Source organism: Streptosporangium sp. NPDC002607, from assembly GCF_053592655.1.
Genome location: NZ_JBSFWD010000032.1, coordinates 55,844 through 81,817, shown reverse-complemented (window position 1 = coordinate 81,817; position 25,974 = coordinate 55,844). Strand labels below are relative to the sequence as shown.

Below are 25,974 nucleotides of genomic sequence, written 5' to 3'. Positions count from 1 at the left end.
TCCGTACCGGGGGAGCCCCTGCCGTCACGGCTCACCGGTGCGGGTAAGGACGTCATGTTTTGGGGGTTCATAGGCTGAATTGCCCTGATGTACGGCGTTTTTTTCGCCGGGCCGATCGGAGATCATCTAAGGTGGGCTTCGATCGTGTTGTTACGGGGTGTGCTTGTGAGGAGGCTCTGATGAGCGAGGAAATCACAGAGGTCGACACCGAGGTGTTGGCGCGAATCGACACCTCGATCCCACATTCGGCGCGGGTGTGGGACTACTGGCTTGGCGGTAAGGACAACTACGGTCCCGACCGCGCGGTCGGCGACGAGATCGTGAAGGTCATGCCGGACCTGCCGGTCAACGCGCGGGCCGAGCGGGAGTTCATCGGCCGGGTCGTGAGCCATCTGGCCGGTGAGGCGGGCATCGACCAGTTCCTGGACGTGGGCACCGGCATTCCGGCCGCGGACAACACCCACCAGGTCGCCCAGCGGGTCAATCCCAAGGCGCGGATCGTCTACGTCGACAACGACCCGATCGTGCTGGCCCACGCCAGGGCGTTGCTGCGCGGCACCCCCGATGGGGAGACCGCCTACATCGACGCCGACCTGCGCGATCCCGAGCCCATCCTGCGACAGGCCGCGCGGACGCTGGACTTCTCCCGGCCGGTCGCGCTGATGCTGATGGGCGTCCTGGAGTTCGTCCCCGACGGGGACCAGGCCCAAAGCGCGGTGCGCACGCTGCTGGACGCGCTCCCCTCGGGCAGCTACCTGGCCATCGCGCACAGCGTGCACAGCCCGTCGATGGACGAGGCCGCCGCCAAGTGGAACGCCAGCGCCGCCACCCCGCTCACCCTCCGCACCCGGCAGCAGCTGGAGGAGTTCCTCGACGGGCTGGAGTTCCTGGAGCCCGGCGTGGTGTCGCTGCCCAAGTGGCGGCCCGAACCGCAGACCAGCTTCCGCGACCGCGACGTCTTCCAGTACGGCGGCGTGGGCCGCAAGCCGTAGGGCGCCTCGCCGTCCGCACGTCCTGACCCCACGTTCTGACCCGGAGCCCCGGATCGGCCCTGCCCGGTCCGGGGGGCTCGATGACCCCCGGCCACGCCGGCACAGGCCGACGCCCCGGACGTGCGCCGCCGCGTCGAGAATACGCTCGCGCGTTCGAGCGGCCTTGGAACTCTCCTCCGCGGCTGAGGCGGTGGCTTTCACGGGCACGGAGCCACGGTCCCGTACTTCTGGTCGGATTGGTACGGCGCGCGCATCCAGTTCGTCGGGGTCCCCGCGGCCGACGAGGTCCGCGTCGTCGACGGTGATCCCGCGGGGGAGCGCTTCGTCGTCCTCTACCGTCGAAAGGCGACGGGCGCCTTGGGCCTGCCGGGTGGCAGGCCCTAGCATCCAGATGTGCAGAATGATGTTCTAAGGGCCGGGGTGGTCCCACGCACCCTGCTGGCCGCCTTCTGGCTCTGTTCCGCGGTCCATCTGGTGCTGGTCGCCGCCGGCGAAGGCCCGATGAACTCGGTGACCAAGGCGCTGCTGATGCCGCTGCTCGCGGCCTGGGTGCTGGCGCGGCGGGGACCGCGCCTGCTGGTGGCGGCGCTCCTGCTCTCCTGGGGCGGTGACGTGGCCCTGGAGATCGACGGTCTCTTCCTCGCGGGCATGGCCCTGTTCGCCGGGGCGCACGTCTGTTACGTGACCTGTCTCGTCCGCGAGGGGGCACTTCGGGCGCTGCGCCGCCGTCCGGCGATCCCGGTGGTCTACGGCGTCCTGTGGGCGGGCATGATCTTCGTCCTCTGGCCCGGTCTGGGCGACCTGCGCCTGCCGGTGGCCGTCTACTCGCTGCTGCTGACCGCCACCGCGGTGACCGCCGCCGGTCTCGGCCCGCGCATCGGGGCCGGGGGCGCCCTGTTCCTGCTCTCCGACGCGCTGATCGCGTTCGGCCTGGCGGACCTTCCCCGCCCGCCGATGACCGGCCTGGTGATCATGGCGACCTACGTCGCGGCCCAGTACCTCCTGGCCTCGGGCATCGTCGATCGCCTCCGTAGCTGAGGCGGTCACACCGCCGGCGGCGGATGTCCCCCTCCGCCGGAGGGGGACATCCGATCGGCCTGCTCCGGGGAGATCGTCACCAGCGGGGTGGCGAGCAGGTGCCGGGGCTCTCCGTGATCACCTTTTCATCTCCGACTCGGTGGCGAGCCTGATGTCGAACGTGACGTCCAGGTAGGGCCCGTCCATCCCGTACCGCTCGATCGAGGCCTGGTCCTCGCGCGGCTCGAAGTCGACGATGATCTCCGGCTTGACCGCGAAGGCGGCGTCGGAGTCCAGGTAGGGGTCGTCGTTGACGAACACGTGGGTGGTCAGCGTGTGATGCCCGGCTGCCTCGACGCGGATGTGAAGATGGCCGGGGCGCATGGGATGACGTCCCATGGCGCGGAGCATGTCGCCTGCCGGGCCGTCCATCGGTACGGGGTAGCTGGCGGGCTTCACGGTGCGGAACCAGTACTCGCCGTTCTCGTCGGCGGTGAACAGACCGCGCAGGTTGCCTTCGGGCTGCTCGGCGTCCTGGGTGTCGTAGTGGCCCTTGTCGTCGGCCTGCCACACGTCGAGGATCGCACCCGGCAGGCGGTTCCCGTGGCAGTCCTGCACGGTGCCGTGGATCACGGCACTCTCGGCCCGGCCCCATTCGGGGCCCGCGGCGATGAGGTCACCCAGCTCGCGCGGCGGGGCCACGGAGTGGAAGGGGCCCTCCACCGAGCTCGGCGTCATGTCGGCCGGTCCCTGGTTGTTCACGTCATCGACGAGCGTGGTCAGTCCCAGCATGTCCGAGAGCAGGACGAACTCCTGCCGGGTGGGCGTGCAGAACGAGCCGGTACGCGCGAGGAAGTCGAGTCCCGCCTCCCATTCGGCCGCCGTCGGCCTCACGTCCTCGACGAAGCCGTGCAGGTGACGGATGAGGCTCTCCATGACGGTCATCAATCGGGTGTCCGCCCCCTGGAGCTGGCCGACGACCTGCTCGGTCACGGGGTGGCTGCCGGCCGGGCCGTGCCCGGAGCTCACGGTCTCACTCATGCCCAGTCCTCTGCGCTCGCTGTGTTGATCACTGGAGTACGGACGCCGCTCGACTTCCCGACCTCCACCTCGACCACGTCGCCGTCGTGCAGCAGCCACGGGGGTGTACGCGCGTGGCCGATCCCGGACGGCGTTCCGGTGGCGATGATGTCGCCGGGCCGGAGCGTGAACACGCGGCTGTTGAACGAGAGAGTCGTCCCTGCCGAGAAGATCATCTTATTGGTCGAGGAGACCGAGGGTATCCGGCTCGTCAAGGAGCCGGGGAGGCGGGTCACTCCGCGGAGTTCTTCGGCCTGGACGGCACCGGTGAGCAGGGCTGGACCGCGCCGGCCGGGCGGCTCGACGTCCTGGTCAACGATGCCGGCACCGGCCTGGGGGAGAGCGAACCCGGGGTGCTGCTCGCCCTGGCCGGGGTGAACGAGATCTCGTGCGTGATCGCGGGGCACGACCGCCGCGCCCGGACCTCCCGCCCGAGGGGGACCGGCGTGCCGCACGAGGCACGCAGGGGGATGCGGCTCGCCGAGGACCTCGGCCTGCCAGTGGTCATGGTGATCGGCACGCCGGGCGCGGCCGGCTCGGCACGTGCTGTCAGGCGCGCTCGGGCCGATCCGTGGCCCGAGGATGTGCCGGGCTCAGGTCACCGATGGCATCAGGTCGTTTCAATCGCCTCCATGACCGCCCCCTCCTCGGTGCGGACCTGAAGGGTGATCTCCGGCGGCAGCCGCAGCGAGTTGTGCACGGCGCTGTGCTCGATGACGGTGGTGAACGATTCCCGAAGACCTTCGGGAAGGCCGGGAGCGTCGACGACCAGATCGATTCGGCCGACCCGTGCCGGACGCAGTCCCAGATCGTAGTGGGCGGTCACGGTGACGCCGGCGGGCAGCTCACATCGGTGAAGGTAGCGTTCGGCGCGATGGGCGACGCAGGCCGCGAGACTCCCGACGAACAGCTCGACCGGGACGGGACCGGTGTCGCCTCCGCCGAAGTCCGTGGGCTGGTCGACACGGATGGTGTGGCGGCGTATCTGCACGTCAAAGCGGCCGCCGCCGTGCCAGGTGATCTTCATCGTGCCGTTCCGGTTCTGCTTCATGGGTGACTCCACGGGTGTGTTCAGGTTCTGTAGGTGGAGCACGTGGATCTCATCGCCATGGGATGGCCCCTGCGCGTCGACAGGGGAAGGGCGCGCACCGGCCGCGGATCGTGGCCGAGGCGGACGGTGCGGTCATGCCGATCCCGGTGGCCCGGGGCGAGGGGCCGTCACCATGAGGTGGGCCCGCCGACATGGGCGATGTCCTCCGCGGTGACGGTGCGCAACCTTTCCGCCAGGTCGGCCAGCGCGCGGGCGACCGCGAGCTCGTCGCCGATCTCGGGGACCGACTGGTCGACCGGATTGCGACGCGCGTGACCGATCCCGGTCAGGTGGGTGTCGTTCTTGGTGGTCAGGAGTGCCCGGGCGGAGGTGTCATCGCCCTCTTCGGTGATGTAGATCTGCACGGTCCATTGCTTGGCTTCCATGGAAGGAACCTCCGATCGAACGGGTGTTCGTGGTGTCGTGCTTCCGAGTGTGCGGTGAGCCCGATCAGGTGCCGATCGCCCGGGATGGCCGGGCGGTCGCGCGGGTCATCCGACGGGTGTCGCGATCTCGGTGGTCATCGGGGTCCAGCGGTTCGCGAGCCGCTGGGCGAGAGCGGGCATGGTGGTGTACTCCAGCTCCGACAGTGGCAGCCGGTGCGGTTCGAACGGGCCGTGGCGGCGGAGGTAGTCCATGATCTCGCCGGCCTGGGCCCGTGCGCCGTCGAAGGCCGGATCGTCGAACATGTCGCGCGGGCCGATCAGCTTCCCGTCGTGGATCTGGAATCCCAGCGCGACCACGCGCGGCGGGCCGTCGAACCGGGACGGGTGCGCCTGCTGGACCGGGACCGGCAGGAACGGTGCGTGGTGCGAGCCGCGCATGCACCCGGCGACCGTGTACGGAAAGGCGAAAGGCTCCAGTGCCTCGCCGACCGCGGGCAATCCGGACTGGCAGCGGACGATCATCACCGGGTCGTCCTTGCCGACGTACTTGCCGGCGATCAGGGACAGCCGCTGGGTGCTGGTCGCGGCCGCGGTCTCGCCCAGGGTCTTGGAACGGACGCTGTGGATCACGTAACGGGCCGGGGCGCCGATGTACATCAGCATGTCGTACAGGTCGGCCGGGCAGTCGAAGACGATGCGCTTCTCCTCGTACAGGTCGTAGACCTCGAAGCCGAAGCCGGCGTGCATCTTTCCATCGATGACCAGGCCCGCGGTGTTGAACGGGTCGGCGAACATCTTGTACAGCGGCAGGTTCCACGCGCCCGGCTCGGTCTTGTCGGCCAGGAAGCACAGCACCGGCTCCGACGGGCGCTCCTCGAACTCCAGTTCGGCATATCCGGGACCCATGCCCCGCAGATTGCCGGAGAAGGCGTCCGACAGCAGGTCCTGGCCGGCGCCGTACAGGCCGAGTCCCTTGGCGATGTGGGTGGTGGCCTGGAAGGTGTCCCAGGCGAAGGAGTGGATGAGCCCCGCGTCGGCGCCGTAGGTGTGGGTCATGATGAGCGAGATGTCGTCGCCGCAGCTGGCGACCTGACCGTCGATGAGCAGTCCCGAGGCGGTCGCCCGGTCGATCTCGCGGCGGGCCTCGGCCATCATGTTCGGGTGCACCGCGGAGTGGCCGACGAACCCCCCGGTGTCGGCCTTGATGACACTCAAAGTGATCATGATGATCCCCCCGTGGGTTGTCCTGCTTCCACGCTGGTCAGGGGCCTTGTATATGGATAGGGCAGAAGGCCCCGGCCGGGCGGGACTTCCGTACCTGCTTGTGAGTGTGCTCTGGCGGCCCACGTCTTACGACATGGGCGCTCGCCTCGACGCCGGCCACCCGGCCTGGGTCCACGCCGGCTCCACGAGTGTCCAAGGTCTCCTCGCGGCTCCGGGTGACGTGACCGTGGGCACGATCAACACTCCAGGAAAGCAAAGCCCTTGCCGACTATGACAAATCTACGGATTAACCGCATCACTACCCTGAGTATATCAAATTATGACAGAAAGTACTCACGGCCGACCGGTGGGCGGAGGATCGCTGCGATCCGCGGGTCATGAGCGGACCCGCGTCATGTCGAGCGGGTCCGCCCGATCCGTCAGGACTTTTTCCGGGGCGTGGACTCGATCTGGATGTGCTTTTCCTGCTGTTTGGTGTCAGCGAGTTTGACGCTGACCTCCAGAACCCCCTTGTCGTAGGAAGCCTTGACGTCGTTCTCGTCCACGTCACTGGGCAGCGTGATCGACCGGGTGAAGGAGCCGTAGCGGAACTCCGTCCGCTGCTGGTCCCGCTGCTCGTCACGCCGCTCGGCGTGGATGGTCAGGAGGCCGTTGGACAGGGTGATGTCGACATCCTTGTCGGGGTCGATTCCCGGCAACTCGGCCCGCAGCACGTAGCGACCGTCCTTGACGTAGTCCTCGAACTTGATGGGCTGCATCGCCGTCGACTGCATGGCGGAGAGGGGCATGTCCAACCAGTTGAACAGCTCGGGGACGAGGCCTCGCCGCTCGCGGATCATCGGCATGCTCATGGTGTCCTCCTTGTCTACTGGGGTCTTCCCGTACCTCCATCACACCACCGGGCAGGACTCGGAGGTAACAGCCAGAGGTCCCTAACACGTAGGTCTTTTGGCCGCCGTGCCCGACGCCGGAAAGCCGCCGACGTCGTTCGAACCGTGCATGGCCCTGTTCGGACTCACCGGCGCCGCGCTGTCCTCGCTGCGAGCCGGGCTGATCGACCGCTACGGACCTCGCCGGGCGCTGCCGCCGAAGTCCCCGGCCCTGCTGTCGACGGCCACGGCGCTGGGACGGTCGCGGCGGCCCGTGGAGCTACCGGCCGGAGGTCTCCTCTCCGAGACGGGCGTAGTGCCCGAGGGGTCAGGCCGGCCCTGACCGGAAACCTCGGCCGGCATCGCCGGTGGGCGGTCAGGGGCGGGGCCAGGGACGGCCGGTGAGACGTTCGATATCGGTGTTGAACCGTTTGAGGCAGGCGGCGAAGGTGGCGACCTCCTCGGGCGTCCAGTCGTCCAGTAACTTCTCCATGCTGCGGACGGTCTCGTCGCGCTGGTGCTGGAGGCGGCGCTCGCCTTCGGCGCTGATGCGGAACTTGCGGGCGATGCCCCCGTCGGGGTCGGGGATACGTTCGACCAGCCCGGCGCGGAGCATGGCCGAGGTCTGCCGGTTGAGGGTGGAGGGGTCCAGGCCGAACGCCTCGCTGAGCTGCCCGATGGACATCGGGCCGACGATCTGGATGCGACTGAGCAGGACGTAGGCGCTGCGGTCCAGATGGTCGCCCTCGCGTTCGGCGCTGGACAGGGTCAGGTGGTAGTACCGCCCGAGCAGCATGGTCTCGTACTCGATCGAGTGTGTGGGCTTCTCCATGCTGGTCCCTCTCCAGACTTCCCCGCGTCCTGCTTCGCCGTACGGGTGCGCATCGGCAATCACTGTGTATCACCCCCATGTTATGCATTAAGCACATTATGTGTATCGTACACATCGCCTTATTCGTCCAGACAAGGGAGATCCACGTGGACGACTCCACGTCCACCACCCGCCCCGGCGGGATCGTCGGTGTGCTGGCGGTGGCCGGTATCGTCGCCTCACTCATGCAGACCCTGGTGGTGCCGCTGATCGGCGAGCTGCCACGCATGTTGCACACCAACGCGGCCAACGCCTCCTGGGTGATCACCATCACGCTGCTGGTGGGGGCGGTGGCCGTCCCGGTGATCGGGCGGCTCGGCGACCTGTACGGCAAGCGCCGCATGATGCTGGCCTGCTCGGTGCCGATCATCGTGGGCTGCGTGACCTGCGCGCTGGCCGACTCGGTGACCCAGATGATCATCGGGCGAGGTCTGCAGGGCATGGGCATGGGCATGATCCCGCTGGGCATCAGCGCGCTGCGGGACCTGCTGCCGTCCGAGCGGGTGGGCCCCGCGATCGCGCTGATGAGCTCGTCCATGGGCATCGGCGGAGCGCTCGGGATGCCGGTCGCGGCGGCGGTCGCCGAGTACGCGAGCTGGCGCGTACTGTTCTGGGGCGCGGCCGCGCTGAGCGTGCTGGTCGCCGGCCTGATCTGGCTGCTGGTGCCCGCCACGCCCGCCCGGACCACGGGACGCCTCGACGTCGTCGGCGCGCTCGGCCTGGGCATTGGCCTGGTCTGCCTGCTGCTGGGGGTTTCCAAGGGCGCGGACTGGGGCTGGGCGAGCGGAACCACCCTCGGGCTGTTCGCCGTCGCGCTGGTCGTCTTCGTGGTGTGGGGCTGGTGGGAACTGCGAGCCGGTGATCCACTGGTCGACCTGCGCGTCACCGCCCGGCGCCCGGTACTGCTGACCAACGTGGCCTCGATCGTGGTCGGATTCGCGATGTACGCCCAGGCGCTGATCGTGATCCAGATCCTGCAACTGCCCGAGGCCACCGGGTACGGCCTGGGCCAGTCGATGCTGGCCGCCGGCCTGTGGGCGGCCCCGTCGGGCCTGATGATGATGGTGGTCTCGCCGCTGGGTGCGCGGCTGTCGGCCGCTCGCGGCCCCAAGGTCACCCTGGTCACCGGCAGCCTGGTCATGGCGCTCGGGTACGGCTCCTCGATGGCCCTGCTCGGGACGACGTGGGGCCTGCTGGTCGTCACCTGCCTCTGCAGCATAGGCGTCGGGCTGGCCTACGGCGCGATGCCCGCCCTGATCATGGGCGCGGTTCCCCGGTCGGAAACCGCCGCGGCCAACAGCTTCAACTCACTGATGCGCTCCATCGGCACCTCGGTGTCAGCCGCGGTGATCGGTGTCGTCCTCACCCAGATGACCATGCGAGTGGGCGGGCACACCCTGCCGTCCGAGAGCGGCTTCCGCACCGGTCTGCTGATCGGCTGCGGTGTCGCACTCGTCGCCGCGGCGATCGCCTCCGCGATCCCGGCGCGCCGGGCCGACTCCTCGGCCGAGGACGCCGTCACCGCCGAACCGGCGACCGTATCCTGACGCCTCCACCGAGGATTCCGCCGTTCCGGCCTCGAACGCGCGGGTCGCCTTGAACGCCCGGATTCGCCGGCCGGCGGCGCCCGGGGTCCGGCCGGATGAGCCGACGTGCCTGGTCAGGACGTTCTTGTCAGCGGTGAGAAAAGCCTGTTGCGAACATGGTCAAGAAACTGCGAAGATCATCGCGATTTGTCATGCCTTTTGTAAGGACTACGGGTGCCCAAAAAGCCATCGAGCGAATCGGGAGTCCGAGGCCACACCTTGGCGCTCTCGACCCTGCTCGCCTTCGTCATGCTCCTCACGTTCGCGCCGCCGGCGAGCGCCAACGCGTTCGGATGGTCGTATCTGCATCCGTCAGGGTGCTGCGCGCAGGCCGACAACAAGGACCATTACTACAACTACTCGTCGTTGACCTCGTACATGAAGGTCGCGGGCAACTACGCCATGATCAAGTTGGACTCCCAGACCGACATGGCCACGCACTACGACTCCACCCCCGACAAGCACACCGATGTGGAGATGTTCGACCAGTACTACAACGACTACTGGGGCCTCGACTGGGACGGGTCGAGCACCGGAAAGAACATCTACGCCCACGCCAAGTGCGTGCGGATAATCAGCCCGGGGCTCATCAACGGCTGGTGGAAGTGCGACCAGTACGAGATCCGCTTCGATCTGGCCGACATGAGCCGCTTCTCGGAGAACGAGCGTAAGAAGACGACCTGCCACGAGGTCGGGCACACCACCGGGCTCGACCACTCCTCCCAGAGCGACTCTTGCATGAAGTCAGGCCGCTCCACCGTGCGCACCTACACCTCGCACGACGTCGCGCACATCAACGGCCGATTCTGAGGACGGAACACATGCCGAAGACGCTCCGATCCCGCACCGCGGGAGTGAGCCTCACCCTGGTCACCGCCCTGGGCCTGCTGGCCGCCGTCGGTGTGGCCGCGGCCCGGTCCAACGACCCCGCTCCTCCGTTCTGGTCCCTGATGCGCTCCAACGTGGGAGAGTCGACGGGCGAGTACCTTTACGACTCGCTGGACGACCTGACGCCGGGTGCGCCGGCCTCCGGTGCCTTCGCCCCCGCGGCGGCAATGCTGGAGGGCACCATCGTCGGCATCGAGCCGGGGATCGCCTTCGGCTCCGACGACGGCGCGGGCACCGCGCCCATCGTCGGCTACGACGATCCCGACGCGGCGGTCCGCTACGCCAGCCTCGTCGTCAGGGTGGACCGTACGCTGTCCGGACAGCTCGGCCTCGGAGTGCAGAACGGTCAGATCCGGCTGCAGGTCGAGCAGCCCAATCACACCCCCCTGGACATCCTGCGTGCTTCCATCGGCAGTGCGGGGCACGGGCTGTTCTACGTGCACAACGCCCTGGAGCGCAGCCAGGCCGAGGGACGGACCGTGCCTCAGGCGCTGGCCGGCTACCTGGCCTCGGTGCACCTACCGATCGGCGAGGGCGTGTTCGTCGAGCAGGCGCCGGGTGAGCCGGTCATCGCGCCGCTCATGGACAACCCGGAGCGGGTGGACCAGATCCTCAACGGCGGTCCGCCGCCCGTGGAGGAGGAGCCCGAGCTGGAGACCCCCAGGCCGCCCAAGCCCTCGGACTTCCCGCACGGGGAGGACCCCGGCCAGACGCCGACGACCACTCCAGTCCCGGATCCCACGGACGACCCCGACGCCTCGGTGGTGGACGTCCCCGACCCGGTCACGACGGACACCCCCGGCCACACGGAGAGCGAGCCCGAGGTCGACACACCGACCCTGGGCCGGCTGCTGAACCGTGCGATGAGCGCGGCCTGAGAGACCGGCACCAACACCGCGTCGGCCACCTGCCGACCCGGCCACTCCGATGAGGTACGGCCCCGCCCCGGTGAACCGGGGCGGGGTCTCATCTCGATCCTTGACCTGTGTCCTCGGATCGCCGCGGCGGTTCAACAGCGTGATGGTCCGGCCTGCAACGAGGTCTGATTCCCGCCAGCGCACCGACCGGTCAGGGCCGAGCATTGATCCATGAGCACCTTCCGTACTTTCGCCATCGATGCCGAGGTCGTCGCCGAGTTGCGGGTCCGTGACGACGCCGGGCGCTTGCCCCGCCCGGTCACCGACGCGGAGGGAGGCTCCCCGCTGCGCTGCTGCCTGCGCCACAGTCTCCCCGGTGAGGAGCTCGCCCTGCTCTCGTACGCGCCGCTGCGCCGGTGGGCGGCGCGGACCGGTGGCGACCCCGGCCCGTACGAGGAGGTGGGTCCGGTCTTCGTGCACGCCGAGTCGTGCGAGGGGCCCGAGGGGACGGGCTTCCCGGCCGGTATGGGTGGTGAGCGGCGGGTCTTCCGCGCCTACGACGCCAAGGGCGGCATCCTGGGCGGACGGCTGGTGGAGCATCACATCAGCGGTGACGCCATCGCGTCGGAGGCCATCCTGGCCGAACAGTTCGCCGACCCTGAGGTGGAGCTGGTACATGTACGGGCCGTGGAGTACGGCTGCTTCATGTTCGAGGCGCGCCGCGCCTGACCCCGGCCCCCTGGGATCGCGCGCCCTTCGGCATGACCGGCAGGCCGGCCGGGCGGAGGACCGCCCCGCTCGGCCGGTCAGCGGAAGGCGGAGTGGCCGGTGACCGCCCGGCCGAGGGTGAGGGCGTGGATCTCCTCGGTGCCCTCGTAGGTGGCGACGCTCTCCAGGTTGACCATGTGGCGCATCACCGGGTATTCGAGGGTGATCCCGTTGGCCCCGTGCACGCCGCGCGCGACGGCGGCCACCCGCTGGGCGGCGCGCACGTTGGCGAGCTTGCCGAAGCTGATGTGGGAGTGGTGGGCCCGCCCCTCGTCCTTGAGGCGGCCGATCCGCAGGGCCGTCAGGTTCGCCTGGTTGACGTCCACCAGCATGTCGGCGATCTTCCGCTGGGTGAGCTGGAAGGCGGTGATCGGCCGGCCGAACTGGGTGCGGGTCCGCGCGTAGTCGAGCGCCGCCTCGAAGCAGTCGCGGGCCGCTCCCGCGGCTCCCCACACGATGCCGAAGCGCGCCTCGGACAGGCACGACAGCGGAGCCTTGACGCTCTCGGCGAGGGGGAGCGCCGCCTCGTGCGGGAGCCGTACGCCGTCGAGGACGAGCTCGGAGGTGATCGAGGCGCGCAGCGAGATCTTCCCGTGCAGTGTGGTGGCGGAGAAACCCGCGGTGTCGCGGGGGACGAGGAAGCCGCGGATGCCGTCCTCGGCCCGCGCCCACACGACGGCGACGTCGGCGACCGACCCGTTGGTGATCCACATTTTGGTGCCGTCGAGGACCCAGTCCGTCCCGTCCCTGCGGGCCCGGGTACGCATCGAGCCCGGGTCGCTGCCCGAGTCGGGCTCGGTCAGGCCGAAGCAGCCGATGGCCTCACCGGCCGCCAGGCGCGGCAGCCACTCCCGCTTCTGCTCCTCGGAGCCGAACCGGTGGATCGCCGTCATCGCCAGCGAGCCCTGGACGGACACCAGGCTGCGCAGCCCGCTGTCAACGGCCTCCAGCTCGCGGCAGGCCAGCCCGTAGCTCACCGCGTTGGTGCCCGCGCAACCGTAGCCCTCCAGGTGCATGCCCAGCACGCCCAGCGTGCCCAGGCCCCTGGCCACCGCGTGCGGGTCGGGGATGGTGCCCGCCTCGAACCAGCCGGCGACGTGCGGCCGGAGTTCGGCGCGGCAGTAGTCGCGCACGGCGTCGCGGATCGCTCGCTCCTCGTCGTTCAGGTCGCGGTCGACTTCCAGGAAATCATGCGGGTTCAACAGGGGGCCTCGCTGACTGGACGGCTTGATGGATGACGCCCGCCTGCCGGAGGAAGGCGATGCGGTCGTCGGTGATGCCGAGTTCGGCCAGCAGTTCGCGGGTGTGCTGGCCAAGAAGCGGCGGGGGAGCGATGTCGCGGTCGGCGGAGACGCTCTCCAGGGTGAATCCGGTGCGGATGAGCTCCAGCGGTCCGGCGGTCGGGTGCTGGAGCCGCAGGGTCACGTCGCCGGCCGTGCGGATCGCGTCCAGGACGCCCCGGATCTTGCCGCAGGGAACTCCGGCCACCTCGAGCCGCGCGATCCACTCGTCCACCGGGCGGGTCGCGAAGACGGCGCCGAGTTCGGCGACCAGCGCGTCGCGGTCGCGGACGCGGCCGTCGTTGGTGCGGAACCGGGCATCGCCCCTCAGGTCGTCGCGTCCGATCGCCGTGCACAGCGCGCGGAACAGCCGGTCGTTGCCCGCGGCGACCACGAAGCGGCCGTCGGCCGCCTCGAACGTCTGGTAAGGCACCACCGTCGGGTGCGCGTTGCCGTAGGCGAGCGCCTCCTCACCTGAGACCAGCGCGCTCTGCGCCACGTTGACCAGACCGGACAGCGCCGATCCCAGGAGCGACACCTCAACCCGCTCGCCCTGTCCCCGGGTCGCCTGGCGGTGCAGGGCGCCCAGGATCGCGACGGCCGCGTTGAGCCCGGCGAGCACGTCGGTGATCGCGATCCCGACCTTGCTCGGGGGCTCGCCGGTGATGTGCATGTAGCCGCTCTCGGCCTGGATCGTCGCGTCGAACCCCGGCCGGTCGCCGCCGGGGAACCCGATGATCGAGCAGTACACGACGCCCGGGTTCGTCTGCCGTACCGCCTCGTATCCGATGCCCAGGCGCTCGGCGACCCCGGGGCGGAAGTTCTCGATGACCACGTCCGCCTCGGCGCACAGCCGCTGGGCGACCTCACGGCCGGCGGGATGCTTGATGTCGAGCGCGAGACTCCGCTTGCCGCGGTTCACCGCGAGATAGTAGGCGGCCTCGCCGCCCGCGTACGGCGGGCCCCAGGCCCGGGTGTCGTCGCCGTGCTCCGGATGCTCAACCTTGATCACCTCCGCGCCGAGCTCGGCGAGGATCATGGTGGCGTACGGTCCGGCCAGGACCCGGGAGAAGTCGGCGATCCGGATCCCATCGAGCGGACCCGTCATCGTCCCTCCCTCCGGGGGCGGGACGGGGGCGGCTGGACTCATGACCCGAACCGCCGGGCCGCGTCCACCGCGTCGAGCCAGCGGCGGTACCCCTCCGGAGAGATCTCGCGGGGCTCGAAGACCCGGCCGCCGCCTCTCACCTCGGAGATCTCGGCCGGGTCGCGCCACACCCCGCTCGCCAGGCCGGCCAGGAAGGCGGCGCCCAGGCCGGTGGCCTCGGTCGTGTCCGGCCGTACCACCGGCCGCCCCAGGAGATCGGCCTGGATCTGGCAGAGCAGGTCGTTGGACGCGGCTCCGCCGTCCACCGCCAGGTGGGAGACGGGGATGCCCGCCGCGCCGCTGACGGCCTCCACGACGTCGCGGATCTGGTAGGCGATGCCGTCGAGGACGGCACGGGCGAGATGGGCTCCGGTGGTGCCCCGGGTGATGCCCAGCAGGGCGCCCCTGGCCCGCGGATCCCAGTGCGGCGTGCCGATGCCGGTGAGCGCGGGGACGAAGATCAGTCCGTCGCTGTCGGGCACGGACCCGGCCAGCCGCTCGCTCTCGGCGGAGTCACTGATCACGCCCAGCCCGTCACGCAGCCACTGCACCGCGGCTCCGGTGACGAACACCGATCCCTCCACGGCGTACTGGACCGGCTCGCCGGCGAGTTGCCAGGCGACGGTGGACAGCAGTCCCGCGTCGGCGGGGGCGATCCGGTCACCGGTGTTGACCAGCAGGAAGCTGCCCGTGCCGTAGGTGCACTTCATCGCGCCGGGAGTGAACGCGGCGTGACCGAACAGCGCGGCCTGCTGGTCTCCCGCCACTCCGCTGATCGGCAGGTCCAGCCCGAGAAAGTGGTCGGGCGCGGTGCGGCCGACGGGCGCGCTCGAAGGGACGATCTCCGGCAGTGCGGCCGGTGGCACGTCGAAGAGCTCGGCCAGCTCCGCGGACCAGCCGGCCGTGGCGAGATCGAACAGCAGGGTACGGGAGGCGTTGGACGGATCCGTGGCGTGCAGCCGGCCACCGGTGAGCCGGGCCAGCAGATAGGAGTCGACGGTGCCGATCGCGGTGCGGCCCTCCCGCACACCGGCCCAGACCTCCGGGAGGTTCCCGCGCAGCCAGGCCAGTTTGGTGGCGGAGAAGTAGGGGTCCAGCGGGAGCCCGGTGAGTTCGCGGATCCGCGGCTCGTGCTCCCTGAGCCGGTCGCACTCCCCGGCGGAGCGGCGATCCTGCCAGACGATCGCCCGGGTCGCCGGCCGCAGGGTCGCGCGATCCCACAGCACGACGGTCTCGCGCTGGTTGGTCAGTCCGACACAGGAGACCGGCACGGCCGCCGAGGCGAGCGCGTCCGAGCAGGCCCGCAGCGTGGCGGCCCAGATCTCGTCGGGATCGTGCTCGACGAGGCCGGGCGCGGGGAAGTGCTGCGGGAACTCCTGGTGGCCGCGGCCCAGGACACGCCCGTCCTGCGCGATCACGAGTGAGGTGACACCGGTGGTCCCGGCGTCGATGGCCAGAACGCTCATGCGGCACCGCTCCATCGGCCGGCGAGGTCAGCGAGCAGGGGGACGAGCTCGGCGTCGGCGGAGGTGTCCAGCGCCGAGCGCGTCACCTCGGCCGCGTGCGTGTAGTTCCCGGCCTGCTCGACGGCCCAGCTCGCGCTACGGCCCAGCGCGCCGGCCAGCAGACGGGCCACGTGGGGTGCGGCGCCCACGCCTCCGTCGGCGGTCTCCAGCCCGGCCCGGCTGCGGCGGCGCAGGACGTCGTCCACGGTCATCGCGGCCTCGTGCCGTGCGGCGTACAGGACCTCGGCCGCCAGCAGTGAGGGCGTGCCCGGTACGGGTTCCAGCAGCTCCGGGTCTCGGCGGCCCATGACCAGCAGGGCCGGATAGTCGGCGCCGTAACGGCGCGCCAGCCGTTCCACCACCGCCACGGGGAGCCCCGCGGCCACGGCGGCGGAGTCGCGGCGCGCCCAGGCCTGGGCGTAGCCGTTGGAGCCGACCAGCCCGAGGTGCTCGGTCACCGACGGGCGGACCTTCGGCAGGCCGCGCACCACCGCGTCGACCGCGTCCTTGGCCATGATCCGGTAGGTGGTCAGCTTGCCGCCGACGACGACCACGACGCCGGGCGCGACCTCCTTCACCACGTGCTCGCGGCTGATGGCCGTGGTGGAGTTCCGGTCGGGCTGGTCCACCAGGGGACGCAGACCGGCGTACACGCCGAGCACGTCGTCCTTGGTCAGCGGATCGCTCAGCCACTGGTTGACCTGGTCGAGCAGGTAGCGAACGTCGGCGCCGGTGGGGAGCACCGGCCCGGGGCCGATCTCCCACGGGGTGTCCGTGGTGCCGACGAGCACCACGTCCCCGGTCGGGATGAGGAACAGCACGGAGTGGGGTGTGCGGGCGATCAGCGCGCTGTCGAGCCTCAGCCGCTCGCGTGACACGACCAGGTGCACCCCCTTGGAGGCGCGGACCCCCACCTGCTGGTCGCCGAGCATCTGCTGGGTGAGCCCCGACCAGGGGCCGGTGGCCAGCACCACGCGGCGTGCGCGGACGGTGAACTCCGTACCGGTGAGCAGGTCCTCGCAGGTGGCCACCGTGTGGCCGGAGCGGGAGGCCAGGGCGTTGACCCGGACCCGGGTCAGCACGGTGGCCCCCTCCCGCGCGGCCGTACGGGCGAGCGTGGTGACCAGGCGGGCGTCGTCCACGTGGCCGTCGTCGTAGGCCAGCGCGCCCACGGCGGCGTCACGGCGCAACTGCGGCGCCTCGCGGAGCAGGGCGCGGTGGGTCAGGTGCCGGTGCCGGCGGAATCCGTGCCGGTCGCCGATCCCGGCGAGCGCGTCGTAGAGGGTCAGCCCGGCGCCCACGTAGCCGCGTTCCCACACCCGGTGGGTCAGCGGATAGAGAAAGGACATCCGCTGGACGAGGTGTGGCGCCAGGTCCTGCAGCAGGCCGCGCTCGTGCAGCGCCTCCCGGACCAGCCCGAACTCCATCTGCTCCAGGTAGCGTACGCCGCCGTGGAGCAGGCGGCTGGAGTTGCTCGAGGTTCCCGACGCGAGGTCGCCGCCCTCCAGCAGGGCCGTGGTCAGCCCGCGCGAGGCCGCGTCCAGTGCCGCGCCCGCGCCGGTCGCGCCGCCGCCGACCACCAGGACGTCCAGCAGGCCGCCGGTCACCTCGGCCAGGTCACAGTCACGGCGCAGCGGGTCGAGGCGGTCGCCCGCTCCGAAGGGCAGACCGGCCGCGAACGGTTCACACTCTCGCTCAGAGATCATCATGTTCTGCTCCATTACCAGCGTCGCTGTACTTCCTCGGCCCAGCCGTACAGGTCGTCGACCTTGACCACGGTCCCGTCGTCGGCGACGACGGTGCCGCGGTAGTGACCGAAGGCCTGGTCCTCCCGGCTGCGCATGTAGCGGAGCCGGGTGACATCGGAGGACCGGACGTACTCGGGGACGAACTCCAGGTCGACCCGCTCGCCGGTGATCCGCCAGGGAGCCATCCAGTCGGCGGTGTCGTAGCGCCAGACCAGCTCCTCGCTGATCTTGTGCAGTCTTCCGTCCAGGAGGATCCCGTTCTCGACGCTGCCGGTGCCGTCGGTCCACTTACCGCCGATCTGCACGCCGATCTCGTGGCCGCCGGAGCGCCCGGACGCCGCGCCCCAGTTCCACAGCACGTTGCCGGGCCACCGGCCACGCCCGTGGTCCAGGGTGGCGAGGGTGTCCTCGGCGGACAGGTTGATGCGGCGGCCGTTCACGACCAGCGTGCCCTCGGCGGGGCGTCCGAGATCCTTGACGGTGTACTGGAAGCGGCGGGAGGACCACGGCACGACCACGCCCAGGCTGTCACGGCCCTCGACGCGGTGCACGAGCAGGTCGGCGTCGAACTCGGGGGACCTCACCCGTAGCCGGGTGCCCACGGCCGCCTCGTCCACGGCGATCTTGACCGGGCCCTTCGCGATCCTGACGCTGCCCTCGCCGCTCCGCTCGGAGAATCCGGTGCCCTGGCTCGGTACGAGCAGGCTCCGGCTGAACACGTCCTTCTTCGTGGTGCGGTCCAGGTACCAGACGGACTCACCGGCCAGATAGTCCAGGCTGGAGGCGCTGAAGGAGAAGATGTGCTCGGGACTGGTCAGGCACCAGTAGTCCCAGCGCATCGTACGGCCCCAGCCCCGGATGTTGGACCGGTGCAGCGGGGTACGGCTCCAGCCGACCGCCTCCGGGTTGAGGCGCCCATCCGGACGGCAGAGGTCGACCCGCTTGGTGATCTCGCGCTCGACGATCCGGCGGGAGGTCTCCTTGGTCATCGGCCCAGTCCCACGTTGACGTACTTGTACTCCACGAAATCCTCCACTCCGTGACGGCCGCCCTCGCGGCCGTATCCACTGCCCTTGACCCCGCCGAACGGCCCCTGCGGCGGGGCGAGCGGGGCTCCGTTGACCGAGACGATGCCGAACTGAAGTTCCTCGCAGACGCGCACGATCCGGCCCAGGTCCCGCGTCCACAGGTAGGCGGCCAGGCCGTACGGCGTGGCGTTGGCCCTGGCCACCACGTCGGCGTCCTCGTCGGCGTCCTCGCCGGCGCCGAAGGTCAGGACCGGGGCGACCGGGCCGAAGGTCTCCTGCCGGCACACGAGCATCTCGTCGGTGACGCCGGTCAGGACGGTGGGCGGGTGCAGCCTTCCGGTTCCCTCCCGGCGGGTCGTCGCCAGCCGGGCGCCGTGCGTGAGCGCGTCCTCGACGTGCCGCCTGACCTTGGCGAACGCCCGGTCGTCGATCAGCGGGCCCATCGTGACGCCCGGGTCCATGCCGTTGCCCACGGTGATCGCCTCGGCCAGCCTGACGAGCTCGTCGGTGAACTCCGCGGCGACGGACTCGTGGACGTAGATCCGGTTCGGGGAGGTGCAGGCCTGGCCGGCGTTCATGAACTTGGCCCGGGCCACGCCCGTGGCGGCGGCGGTCACGTCGGCGTCGGGGAAGACGAGCACCGGGGCATGGCCGCCGAGCTCGACGCTGAGCCGTTTGACGTCGTCGGCGCTCTGCCGGATCAGCTGCCTGCCGACGGCCGTCGAGCCGGTGAACGAGACCTTCCTGACCCGCGAGTCGGCCATGATCGCCTCGGCGAACTCCCGTGGCCGGGCCGTGGTGACCAGGTTGAAGACCCCCGGCGGGAAACCGGCCTCGGTCAGGCACTCGGCGACCGCGATCGCCGACAGCGGGGTGAGCTCGGAGGGCTTGAGGACCACGGTGCACCCCGCGGCCAGCGCCGGGCCCAGCTTGCGGGTGATCATCGAGACCGGGAAGTTCCAGGGGGTGATCGCCGCGACGACGCCCACCGGTTCCGGCAGCAGCCAGATGCGGGTGTCGGTGCTGGTGGAGGGGATGGTCTCGCCGTACACGCGGCGGGTCTCCTCGGCGGACCACAGGAGGTGGTCGGCTCCCGCGACCACCTCGCCGATCGCCTCCGCCAGCGGTTTGCCCTGCTCGGCGGTCATCACCGCGCCGATCGCCTCGGCCCGGCCGGTCAGCAGCCCGGCGGCCCGGCGCATGATCACGGCGCGCTCGTGCGCGGGCATGGCGCGCCAGCCGGGGAGCGCGGCGGCCGCCGCGTCGACGGCTTCGGTGGTCAGCCTCCCGTCGCAGTCGGCCACCTCGGCGACGGTCTCGCCGGTCGCCGGATCGGTGACCGCGAAGCGTTCCGCCGCGTCCCGCCAGCGCCCTCCGACGAGGGCCTGTCCCGTTCTCATCTCTCCTCCTCCATCACTTCGATCAGCGCGGCCAGCGCGGCCATCTCGTGGGCGTACTGCAACTCGCTCGCGCGGCCGATGTCCCCCTCGACGAGCGCGTCCCTTATCGCCACGTGCTCGGCGTGGGATTTCGGCAGCCGCCAGGGGACCAACCGGAAGCCGCGCTGGGCGGTCTCCGTCTTCGACCACAGGCCCACCAGCATCCGGTGCACCAGGCGGGACTTCTCGGTGTCGCAGATCAGCGAGTGGAACCGGCGGTTCAGGGTGGCGAAGGCGGCGACGTCGCCGCCGTCGATGGCGACGAGCGAGGCCTCCAGGACGGCGTCCACCTCCAGCAACCTCGCGCCGCTGAGCGGAGCCGGGTGGAGCTGGAGGGCCAGGGAGGTGAGCGCGGCGCGGATGCCGTACAGCTCTCGCACGTTGTCCACGGTGAACTCGGCGACCACCGCGCCGATGTGCGGGCGCTCGACGAGCCACTCCTCGGACACGAGCTGCTTGATGGCCTCACGTACCGGTGTGTCGCTGACGCCGACGGCCTCGGCCACCACCCTGGTGATGATCTTCGTGCCGGGCTGGGCCTGGCCCGACATGATCATTTGCTTGATGTGGTCGGCCGCGAGATCCGCCTTGGTACGGAACGGCTTCGGCCGGCCGGACGGGGGGAACACCTCTGTCATCGCTGTTGGACACCCCTCAAACCCGTTGGACGGTCAGCGGCTCGATCGCCGCGTGGTCCAGCTCTACACCGAGACCGGGGCGGTCCGGAACGGCTACAACCCCGTTGGAATCGGGCAGCAGTGGTTCGGTGAGCATGACGTGGAAAACCTCCGGAACGATCACCGGAGGATCGTAGGGGTATTCCAGCCAGTCGCAGTTGGGCAGTGAGGCGCAGAGCTGCAGGTTGCCCGCCACCCCGAGTCCGGTGGCCCAGGCGTGCGGGACGACCCGGCGGTGCCTGGCCGCGGCCATCGCGCCGAAGTCGCGCAGCGCCGCGATGTCCTCGCTCTCGTTGGCATCCGGCTGGTAGATGCTGAAGCAGTCATCCTCCAGCAGCCGGACGAGCTGGCCGATGCCCCGGTTGTGCTCGCCGCCGGCGATCGGGATCGGCGAGGCCGCGGTGAGCTCGCACAGCGCGCGGTAGTCGTGGCGGGGGAGTGGCTCCTCCAGCCAGGCGACGCCGAGATCGGCCAGTTCCCTGGCGGTGGTCAGGGCCCGGTCGAAGTCCCACATCATGCGGCTGCCGTCGGGCCGGTAGCGCCAGCGCGCCGCCGCCTGGTTGGCGTCCACCATGATGGCGATCTTCGGGCCCACGGCCTCGCGGACCGCGGCCACCTGGGCGATGTCCTCGGCGATCGTGTCGGCGTGGACGCGCAGTTTCACCCCGGTGAAGCCCTCGGACACCACGCGCAGCGCGTCCTCGGCCCGCTGCTCGGGGGCGCGGACCTCGCCGAAGCTGGCGTAGGCGCGGACCTGGCCGGCATGCCCGCCCCAGAGCTGGTACAGCGGGCGCCCGCAGGCCTTGCCGACGGCGTCCCAGACGGCCACGCTCACCACCCACGGGCGCGGGAAGACGTACTCGGCCACGTAGCGCAGGTGGTTGGCGATGTGGCCGGTGGCGAACAGGTCCATCCCGACCAGCCGGGGGCGGATCCATCCCCTGATGGTCTCCAGCAGCAACGGGCCGGTGGCGTGGCCCATGTCGCCGCCCGCCACGCCGACCACGCCCTCGTCGGTCTCGACCTCGACGATCACGGCGGACATGCTGTGGTGGGCACCCTCGGGGGCCCACGACGGGGCGAAGGGGCGTGGATAGGGCAGTTCAATGAGGCGTGCCCGGACATCTCTGATCCTCATTGCCGCCTCATCCCTTGGTCGCGCCGTCGGCGAGACCCTTGATCAGATACTTCTGCACGGCCAGTGCGAAGATCACCACAGGCAGCACGGTGAGCGTGCCCACGGCGGCCAGCGGGCCCCAGAGCCCGCCCTTCTCGGTGTCGGCCGCGATCCCGGCGATGGCCACCGGGATGGTGACGGCCTTGTCGTTGGTGAGGATCAGGGCGAACAGCAGCTCCTCCCAGGCCAGGATGATGCAGAAGATCAACGTGGAGACCATGCCGGTGAGGCTGCACGGCACGATGATCCGGAAGAACGCCCCGATCCGGGAGCAGCCGTCGATCATCGCGGCTTCCTCCAGTTCCTTGGGCAGGCTCTTGAAGAACGCGCGCATCAGCCAGACGACGTACGGAACCAGGAAGGTCACGTAGGCGAGGATCACGGTGATGTACTGGTCGGTCAGCCCCAGCTTGCGGGCCACCAGGAACATCGGCACGACCAGCGCGATCGGTGGTACCGCGCGCGAGGCCAGGATGAGGCCGCCCATGACACCCGCGCCGCGCATCCTCATCCTGGACAGCGCGTAGCCGGCCATCGAGCCGGCGACCATCGAGATGATCGCCGCCCCCGTCGCCACGATGATCGTGTTGATCATGCGGGGCAGGATGCGGGCCTGATGGAAGTAGCTGACGTAGTTGTCGAAGGTGATCTCGCTGATCCACTTCGGCGGGATGGTGAAGATGTCCTTGGGCAGCTTGAACGAGATGCTGATCATGAAGATCACGGGGTACAGGAAGGCCAGCGTGACCAGGATCGCGGCAGTGATCGTCGCGATCCGTCCCAGGCGGGCCCGGCCGGTCTTCCGGCTCCCGAAGGCGGGGGCGGCGGTGCTCACCATCGGTTCTCCAGACGACGGCTGATGCTGAACAGGAAGTAGGTGAGAACGATCGTGATGATCAGCACTATCGTCGCCATCGAGGAGGCCGAGCCGAACTCCAGGCTGCGGAAGCCCTTCTCGTAGATGTAGAGGTTCACCACGTTGGTGGCGTTGCCCGGGCCCCCCTTGGTCGCGGCGAGCGCGATGTCGAACATCTTCACCGCACCGAGCCACCGGACCACGAAGGCCGCGGCCATCACCGGTACCAGCAGCGGCAGCGTGATATGCCACAACGTCTGCCAGCGGCCGGCGCCGTCGGACTTGGCCGCCTCGTACACGTCACCCGGCAGGGCCATGATCCCGGCCGCGGCGATGAGGACCACGAACGGCGTCCACCGCCAGGTGTCGATCAGGATCATGCTCACCATGGCGAGGGTCGGGTCGCCGATCCACTCCACCGGGCCGATGCCGACCAGGCCGAGCGTGTAGTTGACCACGCCCCAGAGCGGGTCGAGCAGCATCCGCCAGACACCGCCGGCCACGACCGGGGCGACCACCATGGGGATGAGGAACAGCGCGCGCAGCACGCCGCGGCCCCGCCACTCCACGTTGAGCAGGAAGGCGATGGCGAACCCGAGGATCATCTGCAGCGGCAGCGCGATCACCAGGTAGATCCCGGTGACCTTGAGCGACTCCAGGAAGCCCGGGTCCTTCAGGACCATCTCGTAGTTCTTCCAGCCCACCCAGCCGACGGGTTCGAAGAGCGCCAGGTCGAAGTCGGAGAAGCTCACCCAGAGCGTGTAGAAGATCGGATAGAGCAGCATGCCCGCCAGCAGGACGAGCGCCGGGGTCATGAACAACCACGCGGTACCCGGCTCGCCGAGCCGGAACCGCTGGGCGGTCTTGGGACCGGCCCCCCGGGCAGGGGCCTGGCCGGCCCCTGCCCGGTGTGTGCGGGTGGAGACACTCACTGCGGGTAACCCTTGGACTTCAGCAGCTCGGTGATCTCCTTGGCCGCCTCGTCGATCGCCTGCTCGGCGGTCGCCTGACCGGACATCGCCCGGCTCGTCTGCAGGGCGAGGATCTGCTGGACCGCGTCGGCCTCGGGGAGCCGCGGCCGCCACATCTTGTTCTTCTCCACCGCGGCGTAGCCGGCCTTCAGCGCCTCATAGACCGGGGCGGCCCACTCGGCCGGCGGAGTGCCGTTCAGCGTGGAGTTGCGCGCCGGGAACGTTCCGAACGCGCTGCCGGTGAACTGCTCGCCCTCCTTGGAGGTGACCCACTGCAGCCACGTCCACGCGGCGGCCGGGTGCTGCGTCTTCTTGGCGATGCCCGCCGACCAGATGCCGCGGTGCGCGCCCGGACCGGCCGAACCCGCCGGGAGGGTGGTGAGGCCGACCTCCTCCGGCTTCAGCGTGGTGGACGCCTCGTCCACGGCCGTGCCCTTGTAGACGCTGCCCCACATGAACATGGTGGCGGTCCGGCCCTGGCGGAAGGCCTCGAGCGGCTCGTTGAACTGGTAGGTGCTCGCTCCCGGCGGGGCGTACTTCAGCAGGTCGACGTGGGTCTGCAGGGCCTTCACGCCGGTCTCGTTGTTGAAGGCGACCTTGAGGTCGTCGTCCAGCAGCGCCACGCCGTCGGAGTTCAGGACGGTCTGCCAGACGGTCGGGGTGAGCGGGTCCTTGGTGAAGTAGGTACCGGCCGCCCAGGCGTCGACCTTGCCGTCGCCGTCGGTGTCCTGGACCAGTTTCTTGGCGTCGGCGAAGTACTGCTCCCACGTCGTCTCCGCCGTGGGCTCCTGGACACCGGCCTTCTTGTACAGCTTCTTGTTGTAGAACATCAGCAGCAGGTTGGAGCGGACCGGGACGGCGTACTGCTTGCCGTCCCACTGACCCGCGGCGAGCGGGGTGGGGTTGAAGTCGGCCCAGTCGTAGCCCGGGTCGGTCCACTTGCTCACGTCGGCCTTGAGGTCCATCAGGCCGCCGGTCTTGGCCAGCTGCGGGATCCACGAGTCGTCGCCGAGCACCACGTCGTAGGTCGGGGTGGGCCCGGTCAGCTCCAGCATGGTCTTGGGGAGCTGGTCGTTGTACGGCACGCCGTCCACCGTGACCTTGATGTTCGGGTACTTCTTGTTGAACTCGGGGACCAGCTGGTCCTGCCACTGCTTGGCGAAGGCGTCGTTGGCGATGACCCTGATGGACACGGGGCTCTCCGCCGTGCCGAGTCCGCCGCCGTCGGCGGAGACCTCGGACGCCGTCGAGCCGCACGCTGTGATGGTCAGGCCGAGCGCGGCTGCTGCTGCGGTCAACCGGAGGGAACGGCGCATGGCCGGTCCTCCTCTCGGGGGTTGTACGGGGTGGGGAAAGGGGTGGTGCGGAGAAGAAATCAGCGGGTGGGGTCGATCGCGAGCTTGACGATGTCCCGGCCGTCGAGGGGGGAGCCGTCGCCGAGGGCGGCAAGAGCCTCGCCCACCCGTTCCAGCGGCACCCGGTGGCTGACCACGCGGTCGTACGGCCGGCCACCGCGTTCCAGGATGAGCAGCGCCTGACGGTAGTGGCGCAGCATGTCGGGGCCCGCGCCGTAGACGCCGGCGATGGTGATGTCCCGTTTCAGCAGGTCGCTGAAGGGATTGAAGGGGACCGTCCCCCGATCGGTGAAGTTGCCCAGCTCGGCGAGCACGCCACCGTCGGTTACCAGGCCGATGGCCTCCATGAAGGCGGCCGGCGAGCCGCTGGCGCCTATCACGCAGTCGGCTCCGGGCGCGCCGAGCGCGTCGAACACCGCATCGCGGCGTTCGGTCACGCCGGTCAGCTCCTGGATGCTCACCGTCGCGTCCGCCCCGAGCGCCGCCGCCAGTTCCAGCCGCGCGGCCGGGGCACCCACCGCGACGACCCGGTGCGCTCCCGCCACGCGGGCCGCGACCACGGCCATCAGCCCGATCGCGCCCACTCCCTGGACGACCACGGTGGAGCCGACGCCGACCGAGCCCCGGGCGATCCCGTGCAGTGCCACCGACATCGGCTCCTGCAGGACCGCCACCTCGGCGGGCAGGGACGTCCGGTAGAACACCGTGCCCGCGTTGGCGGCGTGCAGGTAGTCGGCGTATCCGCCCGTCAGATGCGGTGGAGCCGTCACCGGTGAGGTGAACCCGTAGGACGGGCGCCGGTCAGGACAGTTGGCGGGACGGTGCCGCACCTGGCACTGGTAGCAGCGCCCGCAGCTCAGCGCGGGGAAGACGCCGACACGGTCGCCCACGGCCACGGGCTGCCCGCTGTGATCGGCGCTCACTCCCTCGCCGAGAGCGGCCAGGGTGCCGACGATCTCGTGCCCCAGCAGGGCGGGAAAGGTGATCCTGTCGAGGCGTCCCTGGTAGATGTGCGCGTCGGTGCCGCAGACGCCGCACAGTTCCAGCTTGACGACGAACTCACCCGGGCCGGGGTCGGGGACGGGGTAGGAGCGGACCTCCACCGCCCCTGCGGCGTCCATGACGACTGCTGCTCGCGCCGCTGCCCTCATCCATCCCCTCCA

General features: G+C 70.1%; 26 protein-coding genes and 1 pseudogene. 8 read left to right on the top strand and 19 right to left on the bottom strand.

Features of this window, described 5'->3' with window-relative positions:
* Nucleotides 1-179 precede the first annotated feature (179 nt).
* The 3 genes and pseudogenes from ACWD3H_RS30720 (at nt 180) to ACWD3H_RS30710 (ending at nt 2,030) form a co-directional block, all read left to right on the top strand.
* Nucleotides 180-992, top strand: coding sequence for an SAM-dependent methyltransferase (locus ACWD3H_RS30720; protein ID WP_355551714.1), 813 nt, complete (start codon nt 180-182; stop codon nt 990-992).
* A 234-nt stretch (nt 993-1,226) separates the two neighbouring features.
* Nucleotides 1,227-1,376, top strand: a pseudogene (locus tag ACWD3H_RS30715) (oxidoreductase C-terminal domain-containing protein); the annotation flags it as partial.
* A 9-nt stretch (nt 1,377-1,385) separates the two neighbouring features.
* A complete protein-coding gene (locus ACWD3H_RS30710; RefSeq protein ID WP_451957463.1) occupies nt 1,386-2,030 on the top strand; it encodes a lysoplasmalogenase in 645 nt (214 codons plus the stop codon).
* Between the two features lie 117 nt (nt 2,031-2,147).
* On the opposite strand, the gene ACWD3H_RS30705 is transcribed toward ACWD3H_RS30710, so the two are convergent.
* The 6 genes from ACWD3H_RS30705 to ACWD3H_RS30680 all read right to left on the bottom strand — a co-directional run bounded on the left by ACWD3H_RS30705 (nt 2,148) and on the right by ACWD3H_RS30680 (nt 6,640).
* Nucleotides 2,148-3,050: a dioxygenase family protein gene (locus ACWD3H_RS30705; protein ID WP_451957462.1), complete on the bottom strand. Its 903-nt coding sequence runs from the start codon at nt 3,048-3,050 to the stop codon at nt 2,148-2,150.
* Complete coding sequence (locus ACWD3H_RS30700) at nt 3,047-3,496, bottom strand: fumarylacetoacetate hydrolase family protein (protein WP_451957461.1); 450 nt, start codon at nt 3,494-3,496, stop codon at nt 3,047-3,049. The genes ACWD3H_RS30705 and ACWD3H_RS30700 overlap by 4 nt, the downstream gene beginning before the upstream one ends.
* A 203-nt stretch (nt 3,497-3,699) precedes the next feature.
* The gene (locus ACWD3H_RS30695; RefSeq protein ID WP_355551729.1) at nt 3,700-4,140 is read right to left on the bottom strand and encodes an OsmC family protein; all 441 of its coding nucleotides are present in this window, start codon (nt 4,138-4,140) and stop codon (nt 3,700-3,702) included.
* A 167-nt stretch (nt 4,141-4,307) separates the two neighbouring features.
* Nucleotides 4,308-4,565 (bottom strand): DUF1876 domain-containing protein, encoded by a 258-nt coding sequence (locus tag ACWD3H_RS30690; protein WP_355551732.1) that lies wholly within the window; start codon nt 4,563-4,565, stop codon nt 4,308-4,310.
* Nucleotides 4,566-4,670: 105 nt separating this feature from the next.
* The gene (gene fbp / locus ACWD3H_RS30685) at nt 4,671-5,780 is read right to left on the bottom strand and encodes a fructose-1,6-bisphosphate aldolase/phosphatase (RefSeq protein ID WP_451957460.1); all 1,110 of its coding nucleotides are present in this window, start codon (nt 5,778-5,780) and stop codon (nt 4,671-4,673) included.
* A gap of 428 nt (nt 5,781-6,208) precedes the next feature.
* Complete coding sequence (locus ACWD3H_RS30680; protein WP_451957459.1) at nt 6,209-6,640, bottom strand: Hsp20/alpha crystallin family protein; 432 nt, start codon at nt 6,638-6,640, stop codon at nt 6,209-6,211.
* A gap of 148 nt (nt 6,641-6,788) precedes the next feature.
* Here ACWD3H_RS30680 and ACWD3H_RS30675 point away from each other — a divergent pair, with 148 nt between their 5' ends.
* Complete coding sequence (locus tag ACWD3H_RS30675) at nt 6,789-7,001, top strand: hypothetical protein (RefSeq protein WP_451957458.1); 213 nt, start codon at nt 6,789-6,791, stop codon at nt 6,999-7,001.
* Nucleotides 7,002-7,034: 33 nt separating this feature from the next.
* Here ACWD3H_RS30675 and ACWD3H_RS30670 read toward each other — a convergent pair whose 3' ends face one another.
* On the bottom strand, nt 7,035-7,490 hold the full coding sequence (locus tag ACWD3H_RS30670; RefSeq protein WP_451957457.1) for a MarR family winged helix-turn-helix transcriptional regulator: 456 nt from the start codon (nt 7,488-7,490) through the stop codon (nt 7,035-7,037).
* Nucleotides 7,491-7,636: 146 nt separating this feature from the next.
* On the opposite strand from ACWD3H_RS30670, the gene ACWD3H_RS30665 reads away from it, so the two are divergent.
* The 4 genes from ACWD3H_RS30665 (at nt 7,637) to ACWD3H_RS30650 (ending at nt 11,589) form a co-directional block, all read left to right on the top strand.
* Nucleotides 7,637-9,076, top strand: coding sequence for an MFS transporter (locus tag ACWD3H_RS30665; RefSeq protein WP_451957456.1), 1,440 nt, complete (start codon nt 7,637-7,639; stop codon nt 9,074-9,076).
* Between the two features lie 258 nt (nt 9,077-9,334).
* Nucleotides 9,335-9,925, top strand: a complete 591-nt coding sequence (locus ACWD3H_RS30660; RefSeq protein WP_350927495.1) for a matrixin family metalloprotease — start codon at nt 9,335-9,337, stop codon at nt 9,923-9,925.
* 11 nt (nt 9,926-9,936) lie between these two features.
* Nucleotides 9,937-10,881 carry a hypothetical protein gene (locus ACWD3H_RS30655; protein WP_451957455.1) on the top strand — a complete coding sequence of 315 codons (945 nt, stop codon included), beginning with the start codon at nt 9,937-9,939 and terminating at the stop codon, nt 10,879-10,881.
* Between the two features lie 210 nt (nt 10,882-11,091).
* A complete protein-coding gene (locus ACWD3H_RS30650) occupies nt 11,092-11,589 on the top strand; it encodes a DUF1203 domain-containing protein (RefSeq protein ID WP_451957454.1) in 498 nt (165 codons plus the stop codon).
* Between the two features lie 77 nt (nt 11,590-11,666).
* Here the strand turns inward: ACWD3H_RS30650 and ACWD3H_RS30645 are convergent, their stop codons facing one another.
* The 12 genes from ACWD3H_RS30645 to ACWD3H_RS30590 are packed head-to-tail and all read right to left on the bottom strand — an operon-like array spanning nt 11,667 to nt 25,962.
* Entirely contained in the window at nt 11,667-12,830 is a 1,164-nt protein-coding gene (locus tag ACWD3H_RS30645) for an acyl-CoA dehydrogenase family protein (RefSeq protein WP_451957453.1), read from the bottom strand.
* Nucleotides 12,817-14,016: a CaiB/BaiF CoA transferase family protein gene (locus tag ACWD3H_RS30640; protein WP_355551749.1), complete on the bottom strand. Its 1,200-nt coding sequence runs from the start codon at nt 14,014-14,016 to the stop codon at nt 12,817-12,819. The genes ACWD3H_RS30645 and ACWD3H_RS30640 overlap by 14 nt, the downstream gene beginning before the upstream one ends.
* 38 nt (nt 14,017-14,054) lie before the next feature.
* Entirely contained in the window at nt 14,055-15,521 is a 1,467-nt protein-coding gene (locus ACWD3H_RS30635) for an FGGY family carbohydrate kinase (protein WP_451957452.1), read from the bottom strand.
* The gene (locus ACWD3H_RS30630) at nt 15,518-17,269 is read right to left on the bottom strand and encodes a glycerol-3-phosphate dehydrogenase/oxidase (protein WP_355551756.1); all 1,752 of its coding nucleotides are present in this window, start codon (nt 17,267-17,269) and stop codon (nt 15,518-15,520) included. Before ACWD3H_RS30630 ends, ACWD3H_RS30635 begins: the two co-directional genes overlap by 4 nt.
* Nucleotides 17,270-17,280: 11 nt before the next feature.
* Entirely contained in the window at nt 17,281-18,297 is a 1,017-nt protein-coding gene (locus ACWD3H_RS30625) for a DUF2804 domain-containing protein (RefSeq protein ID WP_355551759.1), read from the bottom strand.
* Complete coding sequence (locus ACWD3H_RS30620) at nt 18,294-19,736, bottom strand: NAD-dependent succinate-semialdehyde dehydrogenase (RefSeq protein ID WP_451957451.1); 1,443 nt, start codon at nt 19,734-19,736, stop codon at nt 18,294-18,296. Before ACWD3H_RS30620 ends, ACWD3H_RS30625 begins: the two co-directional genes overlap by 4 nt.
* Nucleotides 19,733-20,413: a GntR family transcriptional regulator gene (locus ACWD3H_RS30615; RefSeq protein ID WP_355551765.1), complete on the bottom strand. Its 681-nt coding sequence runs from the start codon at nt 20,411-20,413 to the stop codon at nt 19,733-19,735. Before ACWD3H_RS30615 ends, ACWD3H_RS30620 begins: the two co-directional genes overlap by 4 nt.
* Before the next feature lie 16 nt (nt 20,414-20,429).
* A complete protein-coding gene (locus tag ACWD3H_RS30610; RefSeq protein ID WP_451957450.1) occupies nt 20,430-21,590 on the bottom strand; it encodes a mandelate racemase/muconate lactonizing enzyme family protein in 1,161 nt (386 codons plus the stop codon).
* A 7-nt stretch (nt 21,591-21,597) separates the two neighbouring features.
* Complete coding sequence (locus ACWD3H_RS30605) at nt 21,598-22,467, bottom strand: carbohydrate ABC transporter permease (protein ID WP_355551771.1); 870 nt, start codon at nt 22,465-22,467, stop codon at nt 21,598-21,600.
* Nucleotides 22,461-23,417: a carbohydrate ABC transporter permease gene (locus ACWD3H_RS30600; protein WP_355551774.1), complete on the bottom strand. Its 957-nt coding sequence runs from the start codon at nt 23,415-23,417 to the stop codon at nt 22,461-22,463. Before ACWD3H_RS30600 ends, ACWD3H_RS30605 begins: the two co-directional genes overlap by 7 nt.
* Entirely contained in the window at nt 23,414-24,772 is a 1,359-nt protein-coding gene (locus tag ACWD3H_RS30595) for an ABC transporter substrate-binding protein (RefSeq protein WP_355551777.1), read from the bottom strand. The genes ACWD3H_RS30600 and ACWD3H_RS30595 overlap by 4 nt, the downstream gene beginning before the upstream one ends.
* A 59-nt stretch (nt 24,773-24,831) precedes the next feature.
* The gene (locus ACWD3H_RS30590) at nt 24,832-25,962 is read right to left on the bottom strand and encodes an alcohol dehydrogenase catalytic domain-containing protein (protein WP_355551780.1); all 1,131 of its coding nucleotides are present in this window, start codon (nt 25,960-25,962) and stop codon (nt 24,832-24,834) included.
* Between the last annotated feature and the right edge of the window lie 12 nt (nt 25,963-25,974).

What these genes read in the sequence shown, in the direction of transcription:
- ACWD3H_RS30620 (WP_451957451.1), bottom strand. Translation starts at nt 19,736, where the DNA reads ATGAGAACGGGACAGGCCCTCGTCGGAGGGCGCTGGCGGGACGCGGCG.
- ACWD3H_RS30670 (WP_451957457.1), bottom strand. Translation starts at nt 7,490, where the DNA reads ATGGAGAAGCCCACACACTCGATCGAGTACGAGACCATGCTGCTCGGG.
- ACWD3H_RS30605 (WP_355551771.1), bottom strand. Translation starts at nt 22,467, where the DNA reads ATGGTGAGCACCGCCGCCCCCGCCTTCGGGAGCCGGAAGACCGGCCGG.
- ACWD3H_RS30675 (WP_451957458.1), top strand. Translation starts at nt 6,789, where the DNA reads ATGGCCCTGTTCGGACTCACCGGCGCCGCGCTGTCCTCGCTGCGAGCC.
- ACWD3H_RS30695 (WP_355551729.1), bottom strand. Translation starts at nt 4,140, where the DNA reads ATGAAGCAGAACCGGAACGGCACGATGAAGATCACCTGGCACGGCGGC.
- ACWD3H_RS30680 (WP_451957459.1), bottom strand. Translation starts at nt 6,640, where the DNA reads ATGAGCATGCCGATGATCCGCGAGCGGCGAGGCCTCGTCCCCGAGCTG.
- ACWD3H_RS30650 (WP_451957454.1), top strand. Translation starts at nt 11,092, where the DNA reads ATGAGCACCTTCCGTACTTTCGCCATCGATGCCGAGGTCGTCGCCGAG.
- ACWD3H_RS30640 (WP_355551749.1), bottom strand. Translation starts at nt 14,016, where the DNA reads ATGACGGGTCCGCTCGATGGGATCCGGATCGCCGACTTCTCCCGGGTC.
- ACWD3H_RS30705 (WP_451957462.1), bottom strand. Translation starts at nt 3,050, where the DNA reads ATGAGTGAGACCGTGAGCTCCGGGCACGGCCCGGCCGGCAGCCACCCC.
- ACWD3H_RS30690 (WP_355551732.1), bottom strand. Translation starts at nt 4,565, where the DNA reads ATGGAAGCCAAGCAATGGACCGTGCAGATCTACATCACCGAAGAGGGC.
- ACWD3H_RS30625 (WP_355551759.1), bottom strand. Translation starts at nt 18,297, where the DNA reads ATGACCAAGGAGACCTCCCGCCGGATCGTCGAGCGCGAGATCACCAAG.
- ACWD3H_RS30720 (WP_355551714.1), top strand. Translation starts at nt 180, where the DNA reads ATGAGCGAGGAAATCACAGAGGTCGACACCGAGGTGTTGGCGCGAATC.
- ACWD3H_RS30610 (WP_451957450.1), bottom strand. Translation starts at nt 21,590, where the DNA reads ATGAGGATCAGAGATGTCCGGGCACGCCTCATTGAACTGCCCTATCCA.
- ACWD3H_RS30615 (WP_355551765.1), bottom strand. Translation starts at nt 20,413, where the DNA reads ATGACAGAGGTGTTCCCCCCGTCCGGCCGGCCGAAGCCGTTCCGTACC.
- ACWD3H_RS30635 (WP_451957452.1), bottom strand. Translation starts at nt 15,521, where the DNA reads ATGAGCGTTCTGGCCATCGACGCCGGGACCACCGGTGTCACCTCACTC.
- ACWD3H_RS30590 (WP_355551780.1), bottom strand. Translation starts at nt 25,962, where the DNA reads ATGAGGGCAGCGGCGCGAGCAGCAGTCGTCATGGACGCCGCAGGGGCG.
- ACWD3H_RS30630 (WP_355551756.1), bottom strand. Translation starts at nt 17,269, where the DNA reads ATGATGATCTCTGAGCGAGAGTGTGAACCGTTCGCGGCCGGTCTGCCC.
- ACWD3H_RS30595 (WP_355551777.1), bottom strand. Translation starts at nt 24,772, where the DNA reads ATGCGCCGTTCCCTCCGGTTGACCGCAGCAGCAGCCGCGCTCGGCCTG.
- ACWD3H_RS30655 (WP_451957455.1), top strand. Translation starts at nt 9,937, where the DNA reads ATGCCGAAGACGCTCCGATCCCGCACCGCGGGAGTGAGCCTCACCCTG.